This is a genomic window from Chromobacterium sp. FG89 (genome assembly GCF_057808735.1).
In genome coordinates this window covers 13,811-34,212 of sequence record NZ_JBMDIQ010000034.1, presented here as the reverse complement: position 1 = coordinate 34,212, position 20,402 = coordinate 13,811, and the positions used below count along the sequence as shown (strand labels likewise).

Annotated in this window: 17 protein-coding genes; 7 read left to right on the top strand and 10 right to left on the bottom strand. The window is 65.7% G+C overall.

Annotated features, from left to right (window positions below; genetic code table 11):
• The 7 genes from ACODRW_RS22855 to ACODRW_RS22825 form a co-directional block, all read right to left on the bottom strand.
• Positions 1-558: a DUF1120 domain-containing protein gene (locus tag ACODRW_RS22855; RefSeq protein ID WP_107799447.1), complete on the bottom strand. Its 558-nt coding sequence runs from the start codon at positions 556-558 to the stop codon at positions 1-3.
• A complete protein-coding gene (locus ACODRW_RS22850) occupies positions 555-3,032 on the bottom strand; it encodes a fimbria/pilus outer membrane usher protein (protein WP_488906749.1) in 2,478 nt (825 codons plus the stop codon). Before ACODRW_RS22850 ends, ACODRW_RS22855 begins: the two co-directional genes overlap by 4 nt.
• A 33-nt stretch (positions 3,033-3,065) precedes the next feature.
• Positions 3,066-3,737: a DUF1120 domain-containing protein gene (locus tag ACODRW_RS22845; protein WP_488906748.1), complete on the bottom strand. Its 672-nt coding sequence runs from the start codon at positions 3,735-3,737 to the stop codon at positions 3,066-3,068.
• Between the two features lie 15 nt (positions 3,738-3,752).
• Complete coding sequence (locus ACODRW_RS22840; RefSeq protein ID WP_488878079.1) at positions 3,753-4,481, bottom strand: fimbria/pilus chaperone family protein; 729 nt, start codon at positions 4,479-4,481, stop codon at positions 3,753-3,755.
• 135 nt (positions 4,482-4,616) lie between these two features.
• Positions 4,617-5,345 carry a DUF1120 domain-containing protein gene (locus ACODRW_RS22835; RefSeq protein ID WP_488906747.1) on the bottom strand — a complete coding sequence of 243 codons (729 nt, stop codon included), beginning with the start codon at positions 5,343-5,345 and terminating at the stop codon, positions 4,617-4,619.
• 517 nt (positions 5,346-5,862) lie between these two features.
• Complete coding sequence (locus ACODRW_RS22830; protein ID WP_488906746.1) at positions 5,863-7,257, bottom strand: dihydrolipoyl dehydrogenase; 1,395 nt, start codon at positions 7,255-7,257, stop codon at positions 5,863-5,865.
• Positions 7,258-7,405: 148 nt separating this feature from the next.
• Entirely contained in the window at positions 7,406-8,137 is a 732-nt protein-coding gene (locus tag ACODRW_RS22825) for a glutathione peroxidase (protein WP_107799452.1), read from the bottom strand.
• Positions 8,138-8,320: 183 nt separating this feature from the next.
• On the opposite strand from ACODRW_RS22825, the gene trkA reads away from it, so the two are divergent.
• From trkA to ACODRW_RS22790, 7 genes are all read left to right on the top strand, one after another.
• A complete protein-coding gene (gene trkA / locus ACODRW_RS22820; RefSeq protein ID WP_107801804.1) occupies positions 8,321-9,694 on the top strand; it encodes a Trk system potassium transporter TrkA in 1,374 nt (457 codons plus the stop codon).
• 2 nt (positions 9,695-9,696) lie between these two features.
• Complete coding sequence (gene gloA2, locus ACODRW_RS22815; RefSeq protein ID WP_488906755.1) at positions 9,697-10,089, top strand: SMU1112c/YaeR family gloxylase I-like metalloprotein; 393 nt, start codon at positions 9,697-9,699, stop codon at positions 10,087-10,089.
• Positions 10,090-10,092: 3 nt separating this feature from the next.
• Complete coding sequence (locus ACODRW_RS22810) at positions 10,093-11,547, top strand: TrkH family potassium uptake protein (protein WP_227103684.1); 1,455 nt, start codon at positions 10,093-10,095, stop codon at positions 11,545-11,547.
• Between the two features lie 80 nt (positions 11,548-11,627).
• A complete protein-coding gene (locus tag ACODRW_RS22805; RefSeq protein ID WP_488906745.1) occupies positions 11,628-13,523 on the top strand; it encodes a lytic transglycosylase domain-containing protein in 1,896 nt (631 codons plus the stop codon).
• 71 nt (positions 13,524-13,594) lie between these two features.
• Positions 13,595-14,542: a complex I NDUFA9 subunit family protein gene (locus ACODRW_RS22800; protein WP_107799454.1), complete on the top strand. Its 948-nt coding sequence runs from the start codon at positions 13,595-13,597 to the stop codon at positions 14,540-14,542.
• A gap of 15 nt (positions 14,543-14,557) precedes the next feature.
• Positions 14,558-15,781: a multifunctional CCA addition/repair protein gene (locus ACODRW_RS22795; RefSeq protein WP_253315414.1), complete on the top strand. Its 1,224-nt coding sequence runs from the start codon at positions 14,558-14,560 to the stop codon at positions 15,779-15,781.
• A 1-nt stretch (position 15,782) separates the two neighbouring features.
• The gene (locus tag ACODRW_RS22790; protein ID WP_253315413.1) at positions 15,783-16,901 is read left to right on the top strand and encodes a 2-methylaconitate cis-trans isomerase PrpF family protein; all 1,119 of its coding nucleotides are present in this window, start codon (positions 15,783-15,785) and stop codon (positions 16,899-16,901) included.
• A 13-nt stretch (positions 16,902-16,914) separates the two neighbouring features.
• Here the strand turns inward: ACODRW_RS22790 and ACODRW_RS22785 are convergent, their stop codons facing one another.
• The 3 genes from ACODRW_RS22785 to ACODRW_RS22775 form a co-directional block, all read right to left on the bottom strand.
• Complete coding sequence (locus ACODRW_RS22785; RefSeq protein ID WP_488906744.1) at positions 16,915-18,897, bottom strand: rhomboid family intramembrane serine protease; 1,983 nt, start codon at positions 18,895-18,897, stop codon at positions 16,915-16,917.
• 110 nt (positions 18,898-19,007) lie between these two features.
• Positions 19,008-19,568 (bottom strand): hypothetical protein, encoded by a 561-nt coding sequence (locus tag ACODRW_RS22780; RefSeq protein WP_488878085.1) that lies wholly within the window; start codon positions 19,566-19,568, stop codon positions 19,008-19,010.
• A gap of 29 nt (positions 19,569-19,597) precedes the next feature.
• A complete protein-coding gene (locus ACODRW_RS22775) occupies positions 19,598-20,401 on the bottom strand; it encodes a TrmH family RNA methyltransferase (protein WP_227103699.1) in 804 nt (267 codons plus the stop codon).
• Position 20,402: the final 1 nt, after the last annotated feature.

Below are 20,402 nucleotides of genomic sequence, written 5' to 3'. Positions count from 1 at the left end.
TCATTCCGCGGCGGAGGCCTGCAGTTCGAACACTCCGTCCATCCGCCAGCGCTCCCGCTCGCGGGCATGCGCCGCGCCGGCCGGCAAGAGCGGCTGGACTTCCAGCTCCAAGCGCAAGGCCCGCCCCGTCCCGCCGCCGCTGTCCGGATACACCCGCACCAGTTGGCCGGGGCGTAGCGGGGCTGAGCGCAGGCGCTCGCCGCCGCTCTCCCCCTCCACGCGGAAATAGGCGTCGCGGCCATCCAGCGTCGCCGCGCGCAAGATCAGGCGCGCCGCGCCCTGAGGCCCGAAGCGGAACGAGGCCGCGTCCGCCGCCGGGCCGTTGAAACGCAGGGCCAAAGCCCGGGGCTCTTCGCAAACGGCCTGCAAACTCAAGGTACGCGCCTCTAGGCCGCCCCCCGGCGCGCCCCGGCCGAAGCCCTCTCGCAAGGCGGCCAAGGGCAGCACGCCATAGTCCAGATTGGGCGTGCTCAAGCTCAACGCGCACGGCCCTTCCTCGGCCGCCGCGCCGGCGCTCAAGGCCGTCAGCGCCATCAAAACCCATTTCCCCATGCTCATCCCTCAACTCCTCGGTCTCCGGCGCCGCGCTCCGACGCGTCCGCTTCAAGCAGCGAACCCGGCGCGCAGCGCGCCCTGACGGTTTGGTACAAGGCGGAAACGTCTTCGTCCGGCAAGACATAGTCCAAGCGACAGCGCCGCCTTGGCGGAGACTCCACATACAGCCCGTTCCGCGCGGTCGCCTGATCCAGAAACACCTCGCCCCCGCTCCCGGTGAGCGTGATGAAACGCCCTTCCCCATCCACCACGCTCAGGCCGGACGCCAAGGCCTCGCCGTCCTCCGCCGCGATCTGGATCAGCAAGCGCTGGGTCTTGAGCACCGAGAACTCCGCCCGGCTGACCGAGCCATGCCCGGCGCGCACCACTTTCAAGCCGTTCGCCACGTCCGCATTGCGCGGCAGGCTAGGCGTCTGCAGTTCCACTCGGGTATCGGCGTAAGCGTTCAGATTGGCCAATACCGCATGGCCGTCGCCATCGCTCCACACCGGGCCGCTGGGCGTGCTGAACTTCACGCCGGGCAAGCCGCCCACCGACAGCACCCCGACGCTGTCGCGCAGCGGATAGGGCGAGAAGGTCAGTCCGCCCTCATGCAGCAGCGCGCCGCCGCGCAGGCTGGCGTTGTACGACTGCGCGCCGCCGCGCTGGCTCATGCCCAGGCCCAGCTGGGCGTAACGCGGAATCCAGTGCAGATTGCCGTTGAAGCCGGTGCTGTTCCGGTCCGCGTCGCGATCCACCGCCACGCCGTAATTCAAGCTGTCGCTGACAACTTCGCGGTAGCTGCTCCCCAAAGTTTGGCTTTGGCCATAGCGTTGCAGATACGCGCTCAGGCTGGCGCGCTCCAGCGGCAGATCCACGTTCAAGTAAAACTGATTGCGATGCGCGCCCGCGCCCCGACTCAAATCTCGGCCCACGTTCAAAGAGACATTGGCGCCCCACATCCGCCGCGACCAGCCGCCGTTCAAGCGCTGCGAGGCGTCGCCGCCGTGATGCGAGCGGGTCGCGCTCAGGCTGAACGCGCCCATGAGTTCATGGTGGTAGGACAGGGACAGGCCGTACTGCGTCAGCGCGGCCGGCGCCTCTTGTTGACGAGCCGCGTAATCCGACAGCGTGCGGAAGTGGGCGCTCTGCCGGCTCAGGTTCAACGCGCCGGACAGGCGCTCGCCCCAGCTCGCGCTCAAGGACGCGCTGTATTGCGCGCCGCTCCGCCCCGCCTCGCCGTCGCGGGAGGCCACCGCGCGCATGCCGGCCACAAGCCCGGGGCTCAACAGATAAGACAAGGCCCCGCCGACGGAATGAAAGCGTTCGGACCACAGGCCGCCCAGGCTGAGGTCCAGTTCCCGGCCCAGCCGCCAGCTGCGGCTGCCGGAAAACAGCCACGGCGTGTCGCCGTCCTGGCCGCCAAACTGACGCATCTTGCCCGCCGCCATATTGAAGCCCTCGACGTCGCCGCCCGGGCTGGCGAAAAACGCCGCCGCCGGCACGGTGAAGGCGTGCTGGCCGCCATCGCTTTCGGTGACGGTGACATTCAGATCGAAGCCTGCCGACAGGATGGGCACATCGTTCAATTCGAAAGCGCCGGGCGGCACCAGCGTGCTGTACACCAAAGCGCCGGCCTGCCTCACCTCCACCCGGGCCTCGCTCTGGGCGATGCCCCTGACCTGCGGCCGATTGCCGCGCTGCAGCAAGGCCCCTTGCGGCAGCCACTGCGCGCCGGAGAAATTCACGCCGGCAAACAGGGGGTTGTTCAGCGACAACTCGCCCACTTGCAGGATGGCCTTGCTGTCCACCAGGGTCTTCTGCGCATAGCTATACAGATACTGGAAACGATTGCTCGCCTCGTTGCGCGCGAAGCTTTGCCGGCTGCGCACCATCCAGTCCCGCCAATTGAAGCCGATTTCCGTGAAACCTTGCAGATACTGCTGGCTCCGCCCGCCTCCGCTGCGGCGCATGGCCAGCACCTCGTAATTGAACAGGCCGGCCGTGCCGCCGCTGTCGTAGCCGCCCAGTGGCTCCTGCTCGCGCCGCAAGGCGCCGCTGGGCGCCAGGATGTCCACCCGCGCCAGCTCCGGCCGCAGCTTGACCACCGCCTGCGGATAAAAAGCCGTCAACTCCCGGCAGCCGGCCTCCGCCGGCGGTTGGCCGTCCGCGGGCAGCAAGCCGGCTGCCGTCCAGAATCCGTCGTCGACGCACAGGCGGCCGCCCTCGTCTATGCTCACCTCGGCGCCGCCGCGACCGGCGCCGTTGACGAATAAGGACACCCGATTCCTGCCCGGCGCAAAGCGCGCGCCCAGGCTGAAGTACTCCGCCACGCCGGGATCGATGCCGCTCGCCTTCAACACGCCCAGGTCAAACTGCACGCCCTCGCCGGGCGCGTCGCGCGCCCCGGTCTCCGCCAGCGACGCCGTCGGGAACGCCCCGGCCAGCCACAGTAATAGCGGAATGGGTCTGAGCAGCCATTCAATTGAACACTTCATCTAACAGGACCCAAGATTGGATGGATGGAGACGTCAGGGATAGAAGACCGTGACAGTGGCGTGGCCGTCCAAGCGCACCGGTTCGCGCGCGCTGAGCGCCTGCCGCCCCCTGAGCGCCGCGCCGACGCGCAGCTTGAACACGTGGGTGCCGGCCGGCTGCAGCGCCTGACGCTGCAGCGAGCCCAAGGCATAGCCGTAACGCAGGTTTAGCGGTTCGCCGCCGGCCTGCGACCAGCCTTCCTGCCGGCCGGCGCTGCGCATCAGCGTCGCCGGACGCTCGTCCGCATGAGCCTCGATCAGGCTCAGCCACCAATAGCCCAGCGCTTGCTGGCGGCTGTCCCGGCCCAGGCCCAGAGTCTGCTCCGCCTCCGCCGGCAGCGACGGCGATGCGGCCCCCGTCGTCTGAAGCCCGGCCATGGCGGCGATGCCGGCGCGGCTGTCGCCGCGGTTGTCCCGTATGCTCAAACCCACCAGCGCCGGCTGATCGCACTGCACATGCAAGCTGATCTCCCGCTCGCCCAGCAGCGTCGCGCCTGGATTCAAGGCCGACCAGGGGATGAGGCCGTAATCGACCACGCCGTTATGGGAAAAGCCGGGCGTGCAGCTGGGCGGCACCACCTCGGCCGTCAGCGCGAATGGCGCGTTCGCCGCCAGCACCGGCATGGATGCGCATAGCGCGGCGGCGATTGCTTGGCGATATTTCATCACGGGCTAGGCCGCTCAGTTCAAGGTCGCGGTAAAGGAGTCCACCGCATAGCCGTAGCTGGTCGCCGGCCACAGCTTGACGTGAGTGGCGTCCAAGGGCGTCTGGCCGGCCGACGCCAGCTGCAAGCGCTCGCCGGGCAGGATATAGGCCTTGGGCAGCTCCAGCCCTTGCCGTCCGGGCTGCAACTCCACCTTGTGCGTGGACAGGCGCACCACGTAAGGACTGTCGTTTTTGACCTCCACCCGGCCGTCTTCCGTCAGGCCCCACTGCAGCTTGACCCACGGCTCCCGCTCGCGCGGCAGGCCCTTGGGACGGATCAACACCGGCAGGTTCTGATTGAAAGTCATCTGAATGCGATGCCCCTTATCGGCGGACACCGCGGGAATCCCCTCGAAGGACGCCCGCATCAGCCGCTCGGTCCGCAGCGGCTGCGGCGATTTCAACAAAAAGCGGACCAGTTGTTTCTCCCCGCCTTCCACCCGGGAAATCGGCGGCGTCGCCAGCAATAGCTGCTCCGGGTCTTCGGGCAGGTTTTCCAGCCGGACATACATCAGGCTGGCGTGGGCGTCGGTATTCTTGACGTTGATCACGCCCTCGCCGTCGCCTTCCTCCACCACCACCAGCGAGGTTTCCGGCACCACGCCGGCGGACCAGGCCGCCGCGGGCAGCAGGGCCAGCGCCAAGGCGCCGGCCATAGCGCCGCCGCGGACCGCAACGGCGAACACATTCAGCGCATGCATCATATGAAACTCTTTTCCATCAAGGACGGCGTTGATTCACCGCGTCAAACCGTATCAACCGGGCCGGCAAGCATGCCGCCGGCCCGTATTCAAGCACGCTGACTCAAGACTTATTCAGCGCCGACTCGCGTAACCCAATCACTGGTAATAAATAGTGAAAGTACCCTTGCCGTCCAGTTTGGTGTCATCCTTCACACTCAAGCGCCCCTTGGTGTTCAATGCCGCCCCCACCACCATGGGGAACTCATGTACGGAGGCTACCGCAGGGGTATCGATCGTTTTTCCTTTGATGGCGAAAGTGGTGACATTGGCGCCGCCGTAATGCGAGTTAAGCGGAGTGGTATTCGTCTCCCCCCAACTCGAGCCATTATTAGACGAGTACAATAGTTTGGTATCGCCCACCTCCGCGTTCGCGCTATTGGTTGCCTTCAGCTTGTCAAACTCCATGCTCAGCCACCAAACGCCCAGTTTTCCCGCCTCCGCATCGTTCCCCAAACCCATGGTTTGCTCGTTGAGGCTAGCGACCGCATGGCTACCGGAAGGCTTAGTCGGCCTCGGGATTTCGCTAACCAGCAAGGGCTTGCTCTCCGCGCGGGCATCGGTGATGCGGATGCCCAGCGCGGTATCCTCTTGGCAGGTCACCGTCAGGCTGACATTGCGATCTTCCAGCGTGTACGCGTCACGATTGCTCAGGTTGGACACCGGGATATTGCCATAATCAATCACCGCGCCGCCGCTCAAAGCCGGCGTGCACGCGGGCGGCACCAATTTGCCGGTAATCAGCAAATCTGCGCTATTTGCCGAAGCCCATTGAGCGGCTCCGGCAAAAACCGTGGCCACCACCAAAATCATATTCTGCTTCTTCATGATTAAACCTCCAATTAGATGAAAGTTCGCAATCAAATCATTCGCATTAAACGATGTTTTCTTGCAAGACAGCCGCCCCATTCCGGCGACATCCGCTTATTGATTCGCGGCGAGGTCATCTTGCTTTTTCGTAAGAATGCCTACAATAGGATTTTTCCTAAAAAAACAACAAGCACACCAATTTCATTTCAATATTCACAAATAAAAAACGCACAACAAACCTCAGTCACATCACTTCAAAAAAATCAACAAATCTAAATAATTAATATATTAATATTTAGAGTTGTTGAGGATTTCCCTCATGGCCTTCCACTTAGAGCCGCTAACAAGCCGCGCAGCGTAGCTGAGCCAAGGCGCGCCGACGCAGGCAGCGCCAGCCGTACGACAAGGAGGCGCAACACAGGATCAGGGGTTTGGTTAGCGGGTCTTAGACAGACGCAAAAAAGCCCGCCATGGCGGGGACCATGGACGGGCGGAAAAACGGCGACATCCCGCTTGGGAATGCCGCCGGCAAGACTCAGTCTTGCGCCAGCTTGGTGGCGGCGTCGCGCAGCGCGGTGCGCAAGCCTTCTTCTATCACCGGGTGATAGAAGGGCATCTCCAGCATCTGGGCAACGGTCAGGCCTTGCTGATGGCTCCAGGCCAGCAAGTGAGCCAGGTTCTCGGCGCGCGGACCTATCATTTCCGCGCCCAGGAAGCGGCCGCTGCCGCGCTCGGCGTATACATGCAGCAGACCCTGGTTGACGCCCATCACCCGGCTGCGGCCCTGGTCTTCAAAACTGACGGCGCCCGCCACGAAGCCATCCGCCGGCAAATCGGCGAAGCGGCTGCCCACCATCATCATCTGCGGATCGGAAAACACCACGGCGATGCTGGAGCGGCGCAGGCCGGGCTGTACCGCCGGATACTGCGCGGCATTGTCGCCGGCGGTCTTGCCTTCGTCGGCGGCCTCGTGCAGCAGCGGCAGGATGTTGTTGGCGTCGCCGGCGATGAAAATCGGCGAATTCCCGCACTGCAGCGTCCGCGGATCGAACTTGGGCACGCCGCCCGCGTCCAGTGCCAGACCGGCGTTTTCCAGCGCCAGACCGCGCACATTGGGCGCTCGACCGGTCGCGGCCAACACGTAATCGAAACGCTCGCAGACTTCTTCGCCGTCCAGATTGAGGTAGCGGATTTGCGCCTTGTCGTCGACCAGGCCCATTTCCAGCACCTTGGCGTCCGGGTCCAGATAGAACTCCCGGCCTAGCGCCCGGCTGGCGTAGTCGCGCACAGCGGGGTCCGACAGCGGGCCGACGCCGCCGCCGCGGCCGAACACGCGCACCTTGACGCCCAGGCGGGACAGCGCCTGCCCCAGTTCCAGACCGATAACGCCGGGGCCGAACACCGCCACGCTGTCCGGCAGCGTGTCCCAATCGAACACATCGTCGTTGATGATCAATCTGTCGCCGAACACCTGGAACGGCGGCGGGATCAAGGGCGAGGAACCCGTGGCGATCACCACGCGGCGCGCCTGCACCAGCGTGTGCTCGTCCACTTGCAAGGTGGTGTTGTCGATGAAGCGCGCGTAGCCGCGCAGCCGGTCTTGCGGCGGAATGCTTTCCACCCCCTTGAGCACGAAGCCGACGAAACGGTCGCGCTCGCGCTTGACGCGGTCCATCACCTCGCGGCCGTCGATGCGCACGTCCCCATCCACATGCACGCCGAAAGGCGCGCTGTGACGCAGTTCGTGCGCGGCCTCGGCGGCGGCGATCAGCAGCTTGGACGGCATGCAGCCGACGCGGGCGCAAGTGGTGCCGTAAGGACCGCCTTCAATCACCACGGCGCTGGCGCCGCGAGCCTTGGCGGCGCGGTAGGCTGCGAGGCCGGCGGTGCCGGCGCCGATCACGGCGACATCGATGTTCAAGGTATGCATTTCATTCCTTTCGGTATCGGGATACGGCACGGCACGCTGGGCATGCCGTCTCGTATCCCGGTAAAAAAAGGGCCGGACGGAGCATCCGGCCCGCAACAACTCCGGTGGCATCAGGGCCCGAGCCACCGGGGACGAACACGGTTGAGGCTTACTTGGAGAAGTACTTTTCCACTTCGTCGGCGGAGCCGATCAGTTGGCCGTTGATGAACACCTGCGGCGCGGTCATCTTGCCGGCCACGGCGCCCAGCACCTTGCCGCGCACCTTGTTGTCCAGTGGCACTTCGACGAAGTCGTAGCCGTTTTCGCTCAGCACCGCCTTGGCGCGCGCGCAATGCGGGCAACCCGTCTTGGAGAACACCACCACTTGGTCCGGCTTCTTGGCGCTGGGATTGACGTAGTCCAGCAGAGTGTCGGCGTCGGACACCTTGAACGGATCGCCCGGCTCTTGCGGCTCGATGAACATCTTGTCCACCACGCCGTCCTTCACCAGCATGGAGTAGCGCCAGCTGCGCTTGCCGAAGCCCAGGTCCTGCTTGTCCACCAGCATGCCCATGCCCGCGGTGAAATCGCCGTTGCCGTCCGGAATCATCACCAGGTTCTGCGCTTCCTGATCCTTGGCCCATTCGTTCATCACGAAGGTGTCGTTGACCGATACGCAGAGGATGGCGTCCACGCCGTTGGCGAAGAAGGCCGGCGCCAGCTCGTTGAAGCGCGGCAGGTGGGTGGAGGAACATGTGGGGGTGAACGCGCCCGGCAGCGAAAACACCGCTACGGTTTTGCCGTCGAACAGTTCGGCGGTGCTGACATCTTTCCACTCGTTGTTGTCACGAACACGGAAAGTGACATTCGGTACGCGTTGGCCTTCACGGTTTTGCAACATGGCGAGACTCCTTGTTTGGATTGACTGACAGGTTTAATAAATCGATGGATGCATTCTGATAGCTGAGAGCAAATTCGTCTAATTGATTGTGGCAAGGCTGCTGATTTGCTTTTTTAATCGACAAGCAAGCGGCCGCGCTAACCGTTAAAATTGCATAAACAAACCAACAATCAGGCCAACGCGGTGAAGATTCTGATTCTCGGCGGCGGACAGGTCGGCGCCAATGTGGCGGAAAACCTGCTTTCGGAAAACAACGACATCACAGTGGTGGATCAAAACGCCGCGCGGCTCAAACAGCTGCAGGACAGGCTGGACATCCGCACCGTGGCCGGCAACGCCGCCCACCCTCAGGTGCTGGCCGATGCCGGCGCGGCGGACAGCGACATGGTGCTGGCGCTGACCCGCGACGACGAAACCAATCTGGTGGCCTGCAAAATGGCCGAAGCCTGTTTCAACATCCCCACCCGCATCGCCCGCATCCGCTCCAGCGATTACCTGGAATCCGAGCACGGCGATCCGCTCGCCCACTTCGGCATCGAATCCGCCATCTGTCCGGAACAGATCGTCACAGACCACATCTATCAGTTGTTCGCCTACCCCGGCGCGCTGCAAGTGCTGGACTTTGCCGATGGCAAGCTGCAACTGGTGGTGTCCCGCGCCCACTCCGGCGGCAAGCTGCTGGGCATGCCGCTGCGCCATATACGCGAACACATGCCGGACGCGGATTGCCGCGTCTGCGCCGTCCACCGCCGGGACACGCTTTTGGTGCCGGACGGCGACACCGTGCTGGAGGAAGGCGACGAGGTCTTCTTCGTCGCCGCGCGCGAGCACGTGCAGGCCATGCTCAAGGAGCTGCGCTTCAGCGAGCGGCCCTTGCGGCGCATCATGATCGCCGGCGGCGGCAATATCGGCTACCGGCTGGCCAAACTGCTGGAGAACGATTTCAGCGTCAAAGTGATAGAAGCGCGGCCGGAACGCGCGCAATGGCTGGCGGAACGGCTGGAGCACGCGCTGGTGCTGCGCGGCGAGGCCACCGACGAAGAGCTGCTGGACGCCGAGAACGTGGACGAGATGGACGTGTTCTGCGCGCTGACCAACGATGACGAGGACAACATCATGTCCACGCTGCTGGCCAAGCGCATGGGCGCGCGCCGGGTGGTGGCCCTGGTCAACCGCACCAGCTATGTGGACCTGCTGGAAGGCCACCGCATCGACATCGTGATTTCGCCTCACCTGTCCACCATAGGCTCCATCCTGGCCCATATCCGCCAGGGCGACGTGGAGGCGGTGCATCCGCTGCGCCGCGGCGCGTCGGAGGCGATGGAAGTCATCATCCACGGCGACGCGCAGCAATCGCGGCTGACCGGCCGCCGCATCGAGCAGATCGACATGCCGCACGGCAGCCACATCGTCGCGGCCATCCGCGGCGAACAGGTGCTGATGGCGCACCACGATCTGACGGTGGAAAACGGCGACCATCTGATCATCTTCCTGTCGCGCCGCCGGGTGATCCGCCAGGTGGAAAAACTCATTCAGGTCAAACTGGGCTTTCTGTGACCATGCATCTGACCGGCCTGCACCACGTGGCGATCATCGCCTCCGATTACGCCCGCTCGCGCGACTTCTACCACCGCGTCCTCGGCCTGCCCATCCTGGCCGAGCACTGGCGCCCCGAACGCCAGTCCTGGAAGCTGGACCTGGCCGCGCCGGGCGGCGGCCAGCTGGAGCTGTTCAGTTTTCCCTCGCCGCCGCCGCGCCCCACACGGCCGGAAGCCTGCGGCCTGCGCCACCTGGCCTTCGCCTGCGCCGACCTCGCCGCCTGTCGCCAAAACCTGCTGGCCGAGGGCGTGGCGGTGGAGGATGTCCGCGTGGACGAATACACCGGCGCGCGCTTTTTCTTCTGCGCGGACCCGGACGGCTTGCCGCTCGAGTTCTACCAGCCGCGGGACTGAGACATGCGCAAGATACTCGCCATCCTCTATGTGCTGTCCAAGCTGATCATGCTGTTCTCCTGCACCTTCCTCGCGCCGGCGCTGGTCTCCATCCTGTACCGCGACGGCGCGCTGGACACCTTCGTCACCGCCGCTGTGGCCGGCCTGGCCATCGGCCTCGCCTTGTGGTCCGCCACCCGGCGCTACCAGCGCGAACTGAAGCCGCGCGACGGCTTCATCCTGGTCACCACGCTGTGGGTGGGTTTCGCCATCACCGCCTCCTTCCCCTTCATGCTGGCGCGGCCGGACATGTCCTTCAGCCATGCCTTCTTCGAGGCGATGTCCGGCCTCACCACCACCGGCTCCACCGTGATCAGCGGCCTGGACGCCCTGCCGGCCTCGCTCAACTTCTGGCGCCACTTCCTCAATTGGATGGGCGGCATGGGCATCATCGTGCTGGCGGTGGCCATCCTGCCCATCCTCGGCATCGGCGGCATGCAGCTGTACAAGGCGGAAACGCCGGGACCGATGAAGGACAGCAAGCTGGCGCCGCGCATCACCGAAACCGCCAAGAACCTGTGGCTGGTCTACAGCGGCTGGACGCTGGCGGTGGCCCTGGCCCTGAAAGCCGCCGGCCTGAGCTGGCTGGACGCGGTGTGCCACGCCTTCGCCGCGCTGTCCCTGGGCGGCTTCTCCACCCGGGACAGCAGCGTGGGCGCCTTCGATTCCCTGCCGGTGGAACTGATCCTGAGCTTCGGCATGATAGTCGGCGCGATGAACTTCGCCACCCACTTCCTGGCGCTGCGTCAGCGCTCGCTGCGCGCCTATCTGCGCGACCCGGAGGCCAAGGCCATGTTGTGGCTGCTGCTGGGCAGCATTCTGGCGATGAGCGCCTATCTGTGGGCCCACCGCGTCTACGACTTCCCCACCGCGCTGCGCCACGTCAGCTTCAATCTGATCTCCATCGCCACCGACAGCGGCTTCGCCAGCGTGGACTACGCGCGCTGGCCTATCTTCGTGCCATTGTGGATGCTGTTCCTGTCCAGCGTCACCGCCTGCTCCGGCTCCACCGGCGGCGGCATCAAGATGGTGCGCACCCTGATGCTGAGCAAGCAAAGCGTCAATGAAATGACGCGGCTGCTGCATCCGGCGGCGGTGCGTCCGGTGAAAATCGGCGGCAAAGTGGTGCCGCAAGACGTGATGCTGTCGGTAATGGGCTTCATATTTGTCTACTGCATGTGCATAGTGATACTAAGCTTCGCGCTGATCGCCAGCGGCCTGGATTTTCTCAGTGCCTTCACCGCGGTGATCGCCTCGATCAACAATGCCGGGCCCGGGCTCGGCGTGGTCGGACCGGCGTCGAACTACGCGTCGTTGTCCGACTTCCAGATATGGACTTGCAGCCTGGCCATGCTCCTGGGCCGGCTGGAAGTGTTTACCCTGCTGATCCTGTTCACGCCGGCCTTCTGGCGCAAATAGGACGCGAAGAATTTACCCGCCGCGCGCGGGTCTGAACCAAAGCGGCGCCCCGCGCCGGATAATAAAGACGAAACCGGATCATGAACCCTATGACATTCACCGCCCCCAGCCGCATGCTCGCCCTCAGCCTGGCGCTGACGGCCGCCCTGCCCGCCTTCGCAGGCGCCGACGACGAACTGATCGCCGCCCGCGACGCCTTTCGCGGCAACAAGCTGGGCCAGTTGGCCAGCCTGGCGGGCGGCATGCCGTCCAACTACCCCTTGAAGGACTACCCGGCTTACTGGCTGGCGCTCAAGGCGCTGGACGGCGACGACGACGGCCCGGCCCAGAACTTCCTGGCCCGCGTGGACGAAGGCCTGATGCCGGAGCGCGTGCGCAACGAATGGCTGAAAAAACTGGCCGCGCGCGAAAGCTGGAGCCGCTTCGCCGCGGAGTGGAAAAAACTGCCGCCGGAAGGCCGGGACGAAGAATCCAGCTGCTACGGTCAGCTCAACGAGCTGAATCAGGGCAAGGCGCCGACGGATCTGGACCGCTTCCTGGAAAGCCGTCCGCTGCCGGAAGGCTGCAACCGCCTGATCGCCGAGGCCGCGCGCCGCGGCGTCGTGAAGCGCGACTGGCTGTGGCAGCGCGCCCGCCTGCTCCTGGCCGGCAACTACCTGAGCCAGGCGCGCCAACTGGCCGCCAACACCGGCCTGCCGCTGGACAACGCCGCGCTCAGCAAGCCGGCCAACGCCGATCTGTCGACCCCCGGCGGCCAGGAAGCGGCGGTCTACGACATCGTGATCAAGGGCAAGGCCAATATCAGCAACGGCCTGGGCAAACTGCTCGATCACGAAAAGTCCTTGAGCAAGGAACGCGCCGGCTTCGCCTGGGGCCAACTGGCGCTGCTGTCCGCGCGCAAACAGCAGGCGGCGCAAGCGCTGCAGTGGTTCGACAAGGCCGACGCCGACCAGCTGACCGCCGAGCAATGGGAATGGTGGGCGCGCTCGGCGCTGCGCCTGGAGCAATGGACCCAACTGGAGAAAATCATCCGCGCCATGCCTGTCACCGTCAGCGCCAAACCGGCCTGGCGCTACTGGCGCGGCCGCTCGCTGCAACAGCTGGGCCGGCAGAACGAGGCGACGCCGCTGTTCAGCCAGGCCAGCATCGGCCACAACTACTACGCGCTGCTGTCGCTGGAAGAACTGGGCAACAGCCTGTCCACCCCGGCCAGCAAAAGCGGCCCGGCCAAGGACGACATCAAACAGATGAGCGAGGAGCCGGCGATCAAACGCGCGCTGGCGCTGCTGGAGCTGGCCGAACGCCACGTCAAGCCCGAGTTCCGCGCCGACGCGCAGCGCGAATGGCGCTGGGCGATGCGCAACCGCAGCGACATCGAACTGCTGGCCGCCGCCGAAGTGGGCCGCCGCGCCAGCTTCTACGATATGGCCATCTACAGCGCCGAACGCACCAAGGAAGAACACGATTACTCCTTGCGCTACCTGACGCCCTACCGCGACGTCACCCAGCGCTACGCCAAGCAACTGGACATCGACGACGCCTGGGTCTACGGCCTGATCCGCCAGGAAAGCCGCTTCATCACCATGGCGCGCTCCGGCGTCGGCGCTTCCGGCCTGATGCAGCTGATGCCGGCCACCGCCAAATGGGTGGCCAAGAAAATCGGCCTGGGCCAATACGCGGTCAACGACATCGAAACCAATGTGCAACTGGGCACCTGGTATCTGCGCTACGTGCTGGACAGCTTGTCCAGCAACGAAGTGATGGCCACCGCCGCCTACAACGCCGGCCCGGGGCGCGCGCGCGCCTGGCAGGCGGACCGCACGCTGGACGGCACCATCTATGCCGAAACCATCCCCTTCACCGAGACCCGCGACTACGTGCAGAAAGTGATGGCCAACGCCGCTTATTACTCCAGCACCTTCGGCCACGCCAACATCTCCTTGAAGAACCGCATGGGCGTAGTGCCGGCGCGCTGAACCTCCGCTTGGTCCCCCTCGCGGCGGACCAAGCCCACTCCCACAAGTACCATAAGAAAGGGACCTCACCCATGACTTACCAACGCATCTGCGTCATCGGCGGCAGCGGCTTCATCGGCAGCTACATCGCAGAACGGCTGACCGAACAAGACTGCCAGCTGACCATCGCCACCCGCCGGCGCGAACGCGCCAAGGCCTCGCTGCTGGTGCTGCCCGGCGCGCAGCTGGTGGAAGCGGACATCCACCGTCCGGAAGCGCTGGAACAACTGATTTCCGGCCACGACGCAGTGATCAATATGGTGGGCATCCTGCACGGCAGCGCCGCGCAGTTCGACAAAGCCCATGTGCAATTGACCGAGAAGGTGATCGCGGCCTGCCGCAGCCAGGGCGTGCGCCGGCTGATCCACATCAGCGCGCTGGGCGCCGACGAGCGCGGCCCCAGCCTGTACCAGCAAAGCAAGGGCCGCGCCGAAGCGCGCGTGCGCGAAAGCGGCCTGGAATGGACCCTCTTGCGGCCGTCCGTGGTGTTCGGCCACGGCGACAGCTTCCTCAATATGTTCGCCGGCCTGCTGCGCAAAGCGCCCTTTCTGCCCTTGGCCGGCGCAAAGACGCGCTTCGCGCCGATCTGGGCCGGCGACGTCGCCCACGCGGTGGCGGCCTGCCTGTCGCGCCGCGCCGCCATCGGCCAAAGCCTGGACCTGGCCGGCCCCGGCGTTTACACGCTGGCCGAGCTGGTAAGCCTGGTGGGCCGCCATATCGGCAAACCGCGTCCGGTAATCGCGCTGCCGCAGGGCCTGGCCATGCTGCAGGCAGCATTGATGGAATGCCTGCCCGGTCCCGCGCTGATCAGCCGCGACAATGTGCGCTCGCTGAGCGTGGACAATGTCAGCGACCAGCCCTTCCCCGCCGCTCTGCTGGGCTTCAGCCCCACGGCGCTGGAAGCGCTGGCGCCGGCCTTGCTGGGCGCGGAGGAATTCAATCTGCAGATGTCCGCCTACCGCCGCCAGATCGCGCGCTGAACGGGAAACGGATCAATGCAATGCTATATCGTCGGCGGCGCCGTGCGCGACCGCCTGCTGAAACTGCCGGTGAAAGACCGCGACTGGGTGGTGGTGGGCGCCAGCCCGCAAGACCTGCTGGCGCTGGGCTATAAGCCGGTGGGCAAGGACTTTCCGGTATTCCTGCACCCGGACACCCACGAGGAATACGCGCTGGCGCGCACCGAGCGCAAAACCGGCAAGGGCTACCACGGCTTCGCCGTCTACGCCGCGCCGGACGTGACGCTGGAACAGGACCTGGCCCGACGCGACCTGACCATCAACGCCATCGCCGAGGCGGCGGACGGCAGCCTGATCGACCCCTACCACGGCCGGCGCGATCTCGAGGCCGGCGTCCTGCGCCACGTCAGCCCCGCCTTCGCCGAAGACCCGGTGCGCATCCTGCGGCTGGCGCGCTTCGCCGCCCGTTTCGGCTTCGCCGTGGCCGAGGACACCATGGCGCTGATGCGGCAAATGGTGGCGGACGGCGAAGCCGACGCCCTGGTGGCGGAGCGGGTGTGGCAGGAGCTGGCCAAGGGCCTGATGGAGGAGCGGCCGTCGCGCATGTTCCTGGTCCTGCGCGCCTGCGGCGCCCTCGCCCGCGTGCTGCCGGAGCTGGACGCGCTGTTCGGCGTGCCGCAGCGGGCCGACCACCACCCGGAAATCGACACCGGCGACCACGTGATGCGGGCGCTGGACTGCGCCGCCGAGCAAGGCCTGCCGCTGGCGGCGCGCTTCGCCGCGCTGACCCATGACCTGGGCAAGGCGCTGACGCCGGCGGACGTGCTGCCGCGCCACATCGGCCACGAGGCCGCCGGCGAAGCCCCGCTGCTGACGCTGTGTCAGCGTTTGCGGGTGCCGGCCGACTGCCGCGACCTGGCGCGCGTCACGCTGTTGAGCCATACCAAAGTACACTGTGCTTTCGAATTGAAGCCAAGCACAATATTGAGATTGTTCAAGCAAACCGACGCCTTGCGGCGGCCGGAACGCTTCTTGCTGATGCTGGACGCCTGCCGCGCGGACGCGCGCGGACGCCTGGGCTTCCACGACCGGCCCTATCCGCAGGCGGACTACCTGTCCGCGCTGCTGGACGCGGCGCTGGCGGTGGACGCCGGCGGCATCGCCCGCCAGTGGGAAGACAAGCGCACGCTGCCGGAAGCGATAGATCGCGCCCGGACCCGCGCCATCGCCGTCCGCAAGGAGCAACTGGAGACGCACTGACATGGCCGCGATCTACCGTCTGCCGTCCACGCTGATGCGCGGCGGCACCAGCAAGGGTCTGTTCATCCGCGCCGACGCGCTGCCCGAGGACACCTCCTCCTGGGAACGCATGCTCTTGCGCGCCATCGGCAGCCCGGACCCGCACGGCAAGCAGATCGATGGCCTGGGCACCGGCCGGGCCAGCACCAGCAAGGTGATGATACTCAGCCCGTCGCGGCGCGACGATTGCGACGTCGATTGCCTGTTCGGCCATGTGTCGATAGAACACGCGCTGATAGACTGGTCCGGCAACTGCGGCAACCTCAGCGCCGCGGTGCCGCTGTTCGCGGTGATGGAAAAACTGGTGGAGCCGCGCGACGGCGTGGCCTCCATCGGCATCTGGCAAGCCAATGTCGGCAAGCGCATCGTCGCCGAACTGGAAATCATGCACGGCCAGCCGGTCTGGCAAGGCGACTACCGCATCGACGGCGTCGCCTTTCCCGGCGCGCCGATCCGGCTGCGTTTCCTGGACCCGGCCGGCGGCAGCTCCGGCGAACTCTACCCCACCGGCAAGCTGGTGGACGAATTGACGCTGCCGGACGGCAGCCGGGTGGAAGCCACCCTGGTGGACGCCGGCAATCCCACGGTGTTCGTCCGCGCCCGGGACTTCGGCCTCAAGGGCGACGAAGAAATGGCGGCCTTGCCTGAGACAGCGCGCCACCGGCTGGAGTGGGCGCGGGAAATCGCCGCCGTGGTCATGGGCCTGGCGCCCGACATTTTCGCCGCCCGGCGGGAACGGCCCGGCTCGCCGCGGATCAGCCTGCTATCGGAAAGCCGGGACGAGGATTGCCAGATCAACGCCCGCATCCTGACCTCCGGCCGCTCGCTGCACCACGCCTACACCGGCACCGGCGCCATCGCGCTGGCCTGCGCCTGCGCCACCGAAGGCACGCTGCCGCAGCAAGTGGCCGGCGCGCCGGTGCGCGGCATGCCGCTGACCTTCAGCCACGCCAGCGGCAGACAAACGGTGGAAGCGGTGCTGGGCCACTCGGACGAATACGGCTGGACCATCAGCGAAGTGGTGATGACCCGCACCGCCAGGCCGCTGATGCGCGGCGAAGTCTACATCCCGCTGGAGTAACGGAACGGCCACGTCAAGGCAGCATCGGCCAGCCAGACTGCCGCAGGCGCTCTTTCGCCGCGGCCATCTGCTGCGGCGTGCGCACATTGCAATACGCCTCTTCGTTCTCGGCGACATAGGCCGCCGCATCCATGCTCTTGTCCAAGGTGTAAATCGTCACGCCGTGATAGTGCACGCTCAACAGGGTCTTGCCGTCGCGACTGAACAAGAGCTGCCGCGGCATGGAGCTCACCGGGAACACGCCGACGGTACTCAGGCTGCGGCGGCTCAGCAAGCGGATCGCTCCGCCGCTGTCCTTGTGGCTGGCCAACCAGGCGCCGTCCGGGCTCGCTGCCAGCTTCTGCCAACCCTCAGCCTTGCAATGCAGCCAGGCCTGACGCGCTGCCAACGGCTCGCCTTGATACTGCCACATCACATCGCCACGCGTCGGCCACCACAGATTGCCGGCCGGGTCCGCCGCCCAGTCATCCAGCGCGTCCGAGGGCAAGCTTAGCGGCTTGCCGCTAGGCTGCATCGAGCGCAGGTCCAGCAATTGCAGCGTGTCCTTGCGCGCATCGCTCAACAACAGCTTGTCGCCGACGGTGTTCAGGCGCAGCAACGGTTTGTTGAAGCGCGCGCCCACTTCCTGACTGGGCTCGCCCAAGCGCACCGGCTGACCGATGACACGGCGCTGCGCCAAATCCAGGGTACTCAAGGTATTGTCGCCGGCATTGATCACATAGGCGCGCTGACCGTCGCGGCTGAACAGTACCTGGCTCGGCGATTTACCGGTGGCGAAACGGTGGACGATGCCGCCCGTCCGCAAATCCACCAAGGCCACCGCGTCGTTCGCCATCCCCGGCACCAAGGCCCAGCGCTCGTCTGAGCTCAGCGCCACCGACCAGGCACCAATGCCACGGCACAGATTCTGGCCACAAATGGCATTCTTAGGCACCAACAGCTTGGGGCCGGCAATGCTGCGCTCCAGCCGCTGCTGTCGCAGGTCCACCACCTCCAGGCTGTTTTGCTCGGTGTCGACCAGATACAGGCGGGCGCCATCCGCGCTCAACACGCCCGAACCGTACACCCCGCTCAGATTCAGCGGAATCTCCACGCCGGCCGCCTGCTCCCGGCTCACTGGCTTGGGCCGCGCCGCCCGCTCGCTGCGCGCCAACTCCACGCGCCGGGCTTTCTCCGCCTCCAGCCGCGCCTGCTCCAACTCCTCCTGCCGCTGCTGACGCACCTTGGCCGCCATTTCACTCAGTTCCTCGGAGCCCAGCGCCTGGCTCGCCGGCTGCGCTCCGGCCACCGCCGCGCCGGCCAGCGCGGCGAACATCAAATGCCGCCGCAACGGGCGCAGGCTCAGCCACCCCAGCACGCCCAGCGGCAGGCCGGCCAACAAGCCGCCGATATGGCAGGCCTGGTCCACGCCGGACACCATGAAACCCATGCCCAGGTTCAACAGCACCACTTGCGCCAAGGCCTTGCCCTGCGAGCCGCCCATGTCGGCGTCGCTGAGGCCGGCCACGCACAGCGCGCCGGCCAGGCCCATCAAGGCGCCGGACGCGCCGACGCTGGCCACCAGGCGGATGCTGCTCTGCATCAGCAGATTGGTCACCGGATGGGTGCCATGCCACCAGGCGCTGGCCAAGCCCGCAGCCAGACCGGTGGCGAGATAAATAGCCAAGAAGCCGATGCCGCCGAAGCGTTTCTGCGCCAAGGGACCGATCAGCAGCAACATATACATATTGAGCAGCAGGTGCATGGCGCCGCCGTGCACGAACATGCTGCTCAACAGCCGCCAGCTTTCGCCGCCCAGGGTGAACGGCGCCAGATTGGCGCCCCAGCTCACCAGTTGCTCGGGATCGGGCTCGGTCCAGGAAACGCCCGAGGCGCCCATCCAGACGTAAACGATCAGATTGGCGAGCACCAGGCCGATGGTGGCCCACTGCTGCCGCAGAAAAGAAGAAAGCCCGCCGAAGCGGGATGAGGAAGAATCAAGCGCGGCCTCATTCATCTGTGCTGGTTTCCTTTGTTTCAATTTGCCGTTTAAATATCTCCGGCGCATGATAAAGCAAACCAGGCAAAATAAAAATCAAACGCTACTCAATTTTCATGCGCAAGGCTTCAAGCCCTTGCCGGATCGCGCAACAACGCCCGCTCCACCTGCCGCAGCATGCGCCGGCGGATCAGGCCGCTGACCGGACGAATCAGATACCAGTACGGCGCAAAACGCCAACGGGTGCCCGCGTCGGGGCAATGCACGCGGGTCTGAGTCGACAGCCGCACGCCCTCGGCAACGGTTTCGCAGTGAAAGCTCAGCAACAGCCGGGCCACGCCCGGCTCATTCAAAGCCATGAAATCCTCAAGGCCGCCGATCTCGCGCAGGCCGAAGTCCGCGCGCCAGAAGGCGCCCGCCAGGCCCAGCGTCAATTCGCTATCGCCGTCGCGCGCCAGCGGCGTGAAGCTGTGCATGCCGAACGGCGGACGATTGCCGGGCAAGGCGCCGCTCAGGCGGCCGGGCAGTTCGCGCAGCGCCATGAAGCGCCGCGCCCAAGGGTCGTCCGCCGGCGCGACGCGTTGCACCGCGTCCAGCGTCGAGGCCGCATCGGCGGCCAGAATGCGGGAATGCGTCTCGACAAACTGATAATTGGGCAGAATGCGCTCCGCCAGCGCGAACCTAGTCATATATCCCCCTAGTCCAGCGTTCTCAATGCTCAGGATGAGAAATCCGTCTCCAGCTGCCTCACCCGCTCGAACAAACACACTGTCGCCGCCATCGCCACATTCAGCGATTCGGCGTGGCCCGGCATCGGAATCCGCACCCGCGCATCGGCCAGAGCCAGCGCCTCCGCGCTGACGCCGGCGCCCTCGTTGCCGAACACGAAAGCCACCGGTCCGCGCAGGTCCTGCGCGTACAAAGAAGTCGAGCCTTCCAGATGGGTGACCAGCTTGCGGCCGTCGTAGCGCGCCAGTTCGGCGCAAAGATCGGCCTGCTCGTGGATATTGAGCACGAAGTGGGCGCCCATGCCGGCGCGCAGCACCTTGGGCGAATAGACGTCGACGCAGCCCTTGGACAACATCAGCTCGCTGACGCCAGCCGCCGCCGCGCACCGCAGAATGGTGCCCAGATTGCCCGGATCCTGGATATCCTCCAGCATCACCCGCGATGCGGCTTCCGGGCAGGGCCGCGCTTGCGGCCGCGGGCACAAGGCCAGCAATTCCCCGGCGCTGGCCAGCGCGGTGGCCTTGGCCAACACCGCTTCCGGCACCGTGACCACGACCGTCGGCGCGCTCAGGCGCCGCAACAAGGCCTGCACCTCAGGATGCGCTTGCGCCGCCTCGTTGAGATACACCCGCTCGGGAACGATGCCGGCGTCCAGACAGGACTCGGTCAGATGAATGCCCTCCAGCAACATCAACTGTTGCTTGCGGCGTTCGCGCGGGCTTTGCGCCAGGCGCGCCAATTGCTTGATTTCGTCGTTATGGGCGGAAGTGATGGTTTTGCTGATGTACGACATG

Coding starts and splice junctions, on each gene's coding strand:
- gloA2 (WP_488906755.1), top strand. CDS start 9,697: ATGCATCTGACCGGCCTGCACCACGTGGCGATCATCGCCTCCGATTAC.
- ACODRW_RS22800 (WP_107799454.1), top strand. CDS start 13,595: ATGACTTACCAACGCATCTGCGTCATCGGCGGCAGCGGCTTCATCGGC.
- ACODRW_RS22780 (WP_488878085.1), bottom strand. CDS start 19,568: ATGACTAGGTTCGCGCTGGCGGAGCGCATTCTGCCCAATTATCAGTTT.
- ACODRW_RS22850 (WP_488906749.1), bottom strand. CDS start 3,032: ATGAAGTGTTCAATTGAATGGCTGCTCAGACCCATTCCGCTATTACTG.
- ACODRW_RS22795 (WP_253315414.1), top strand. CDS start 14,558: ATGCAATGCTATATCGTCGGCGGCGCCGTGCGCGACCGCCTGCTGAAA.
- ACODRW_RS22830 (WP_488906746.1), bottom strand. CDS start 7,257: ATGCATACCTTGAACATCGATGTCGCCGTGATCGGCGCCGGCACCGCC.
- ACODRW_RS22855 (WP_107799447.1), bottom strand. CDS start 558: ATGAGCATGGGGAAATGGGTTTTGATGGCGCTGACGGCCTTGAGCGCC.
- ACODRW_RS22775 (WP_227103699.1), bottom strand. CDS start 20,401: ATGTCGTACATCAGCAAAACCATCACTTCCGCCCATAACGACGAAATC.
- ACODRW_RS22825 (WP_107799452.1), bottom strand. CDS start 8,137: ATGTTGCAAAACCGTGAAGGCCAACGCGTACCGAATGTCACTTTCCGT.
- ACODRW_RS22835 (WP_488906747.1), bottom strand. CDS start 5,345: ATGAAGAAGCAGAATATGATTTTGGTGGTGGCCACGGTTTTTGCCGGA.
- ACODRW_RS22845 (WP_488906748.1), bottom strand. CDS start 3,737: ATGAAATATCGCCAAGCAATCGCCGCCGCGCTATGCGCATCCATGCCG.
- ACODRW_RS22810 (WP_227103684.1), top strand. CDS start 10,093: ATGCGCAAGATACTCGCCATCCTCTATGTGCTGTCCAAGCTGATCATG.
- ACODRW_RS22840 (WP_488878079.1), bottom strand. CDS start 4,481: ATGATGCATGCGCTGAATGTGTTCGCCGTTGCGGTCCGCGGCGGCGCT.
- ACODRW_RS22790 (WP_253315413.1), top strand. CDS start 15,783: ATGGCCGCGATCTACCGTCTGCCGTCCACGCTGATGCGCGGCGGCACC.
- ACODRW_RS22805 (WP_488906745.1), top strand. CDS start 11,628: ATGAACCCTATGACATTCACCGCCCCCAGCCGCATGCTCGCCCTCAGC.
- ACODRW_RS22785 (WP_488906744.1), bottom strand. CDS start 18,897: ATGAATGAGGCCGCGCTTGATTCTTCCTCATCCCGCTTCGGCGGGCTT.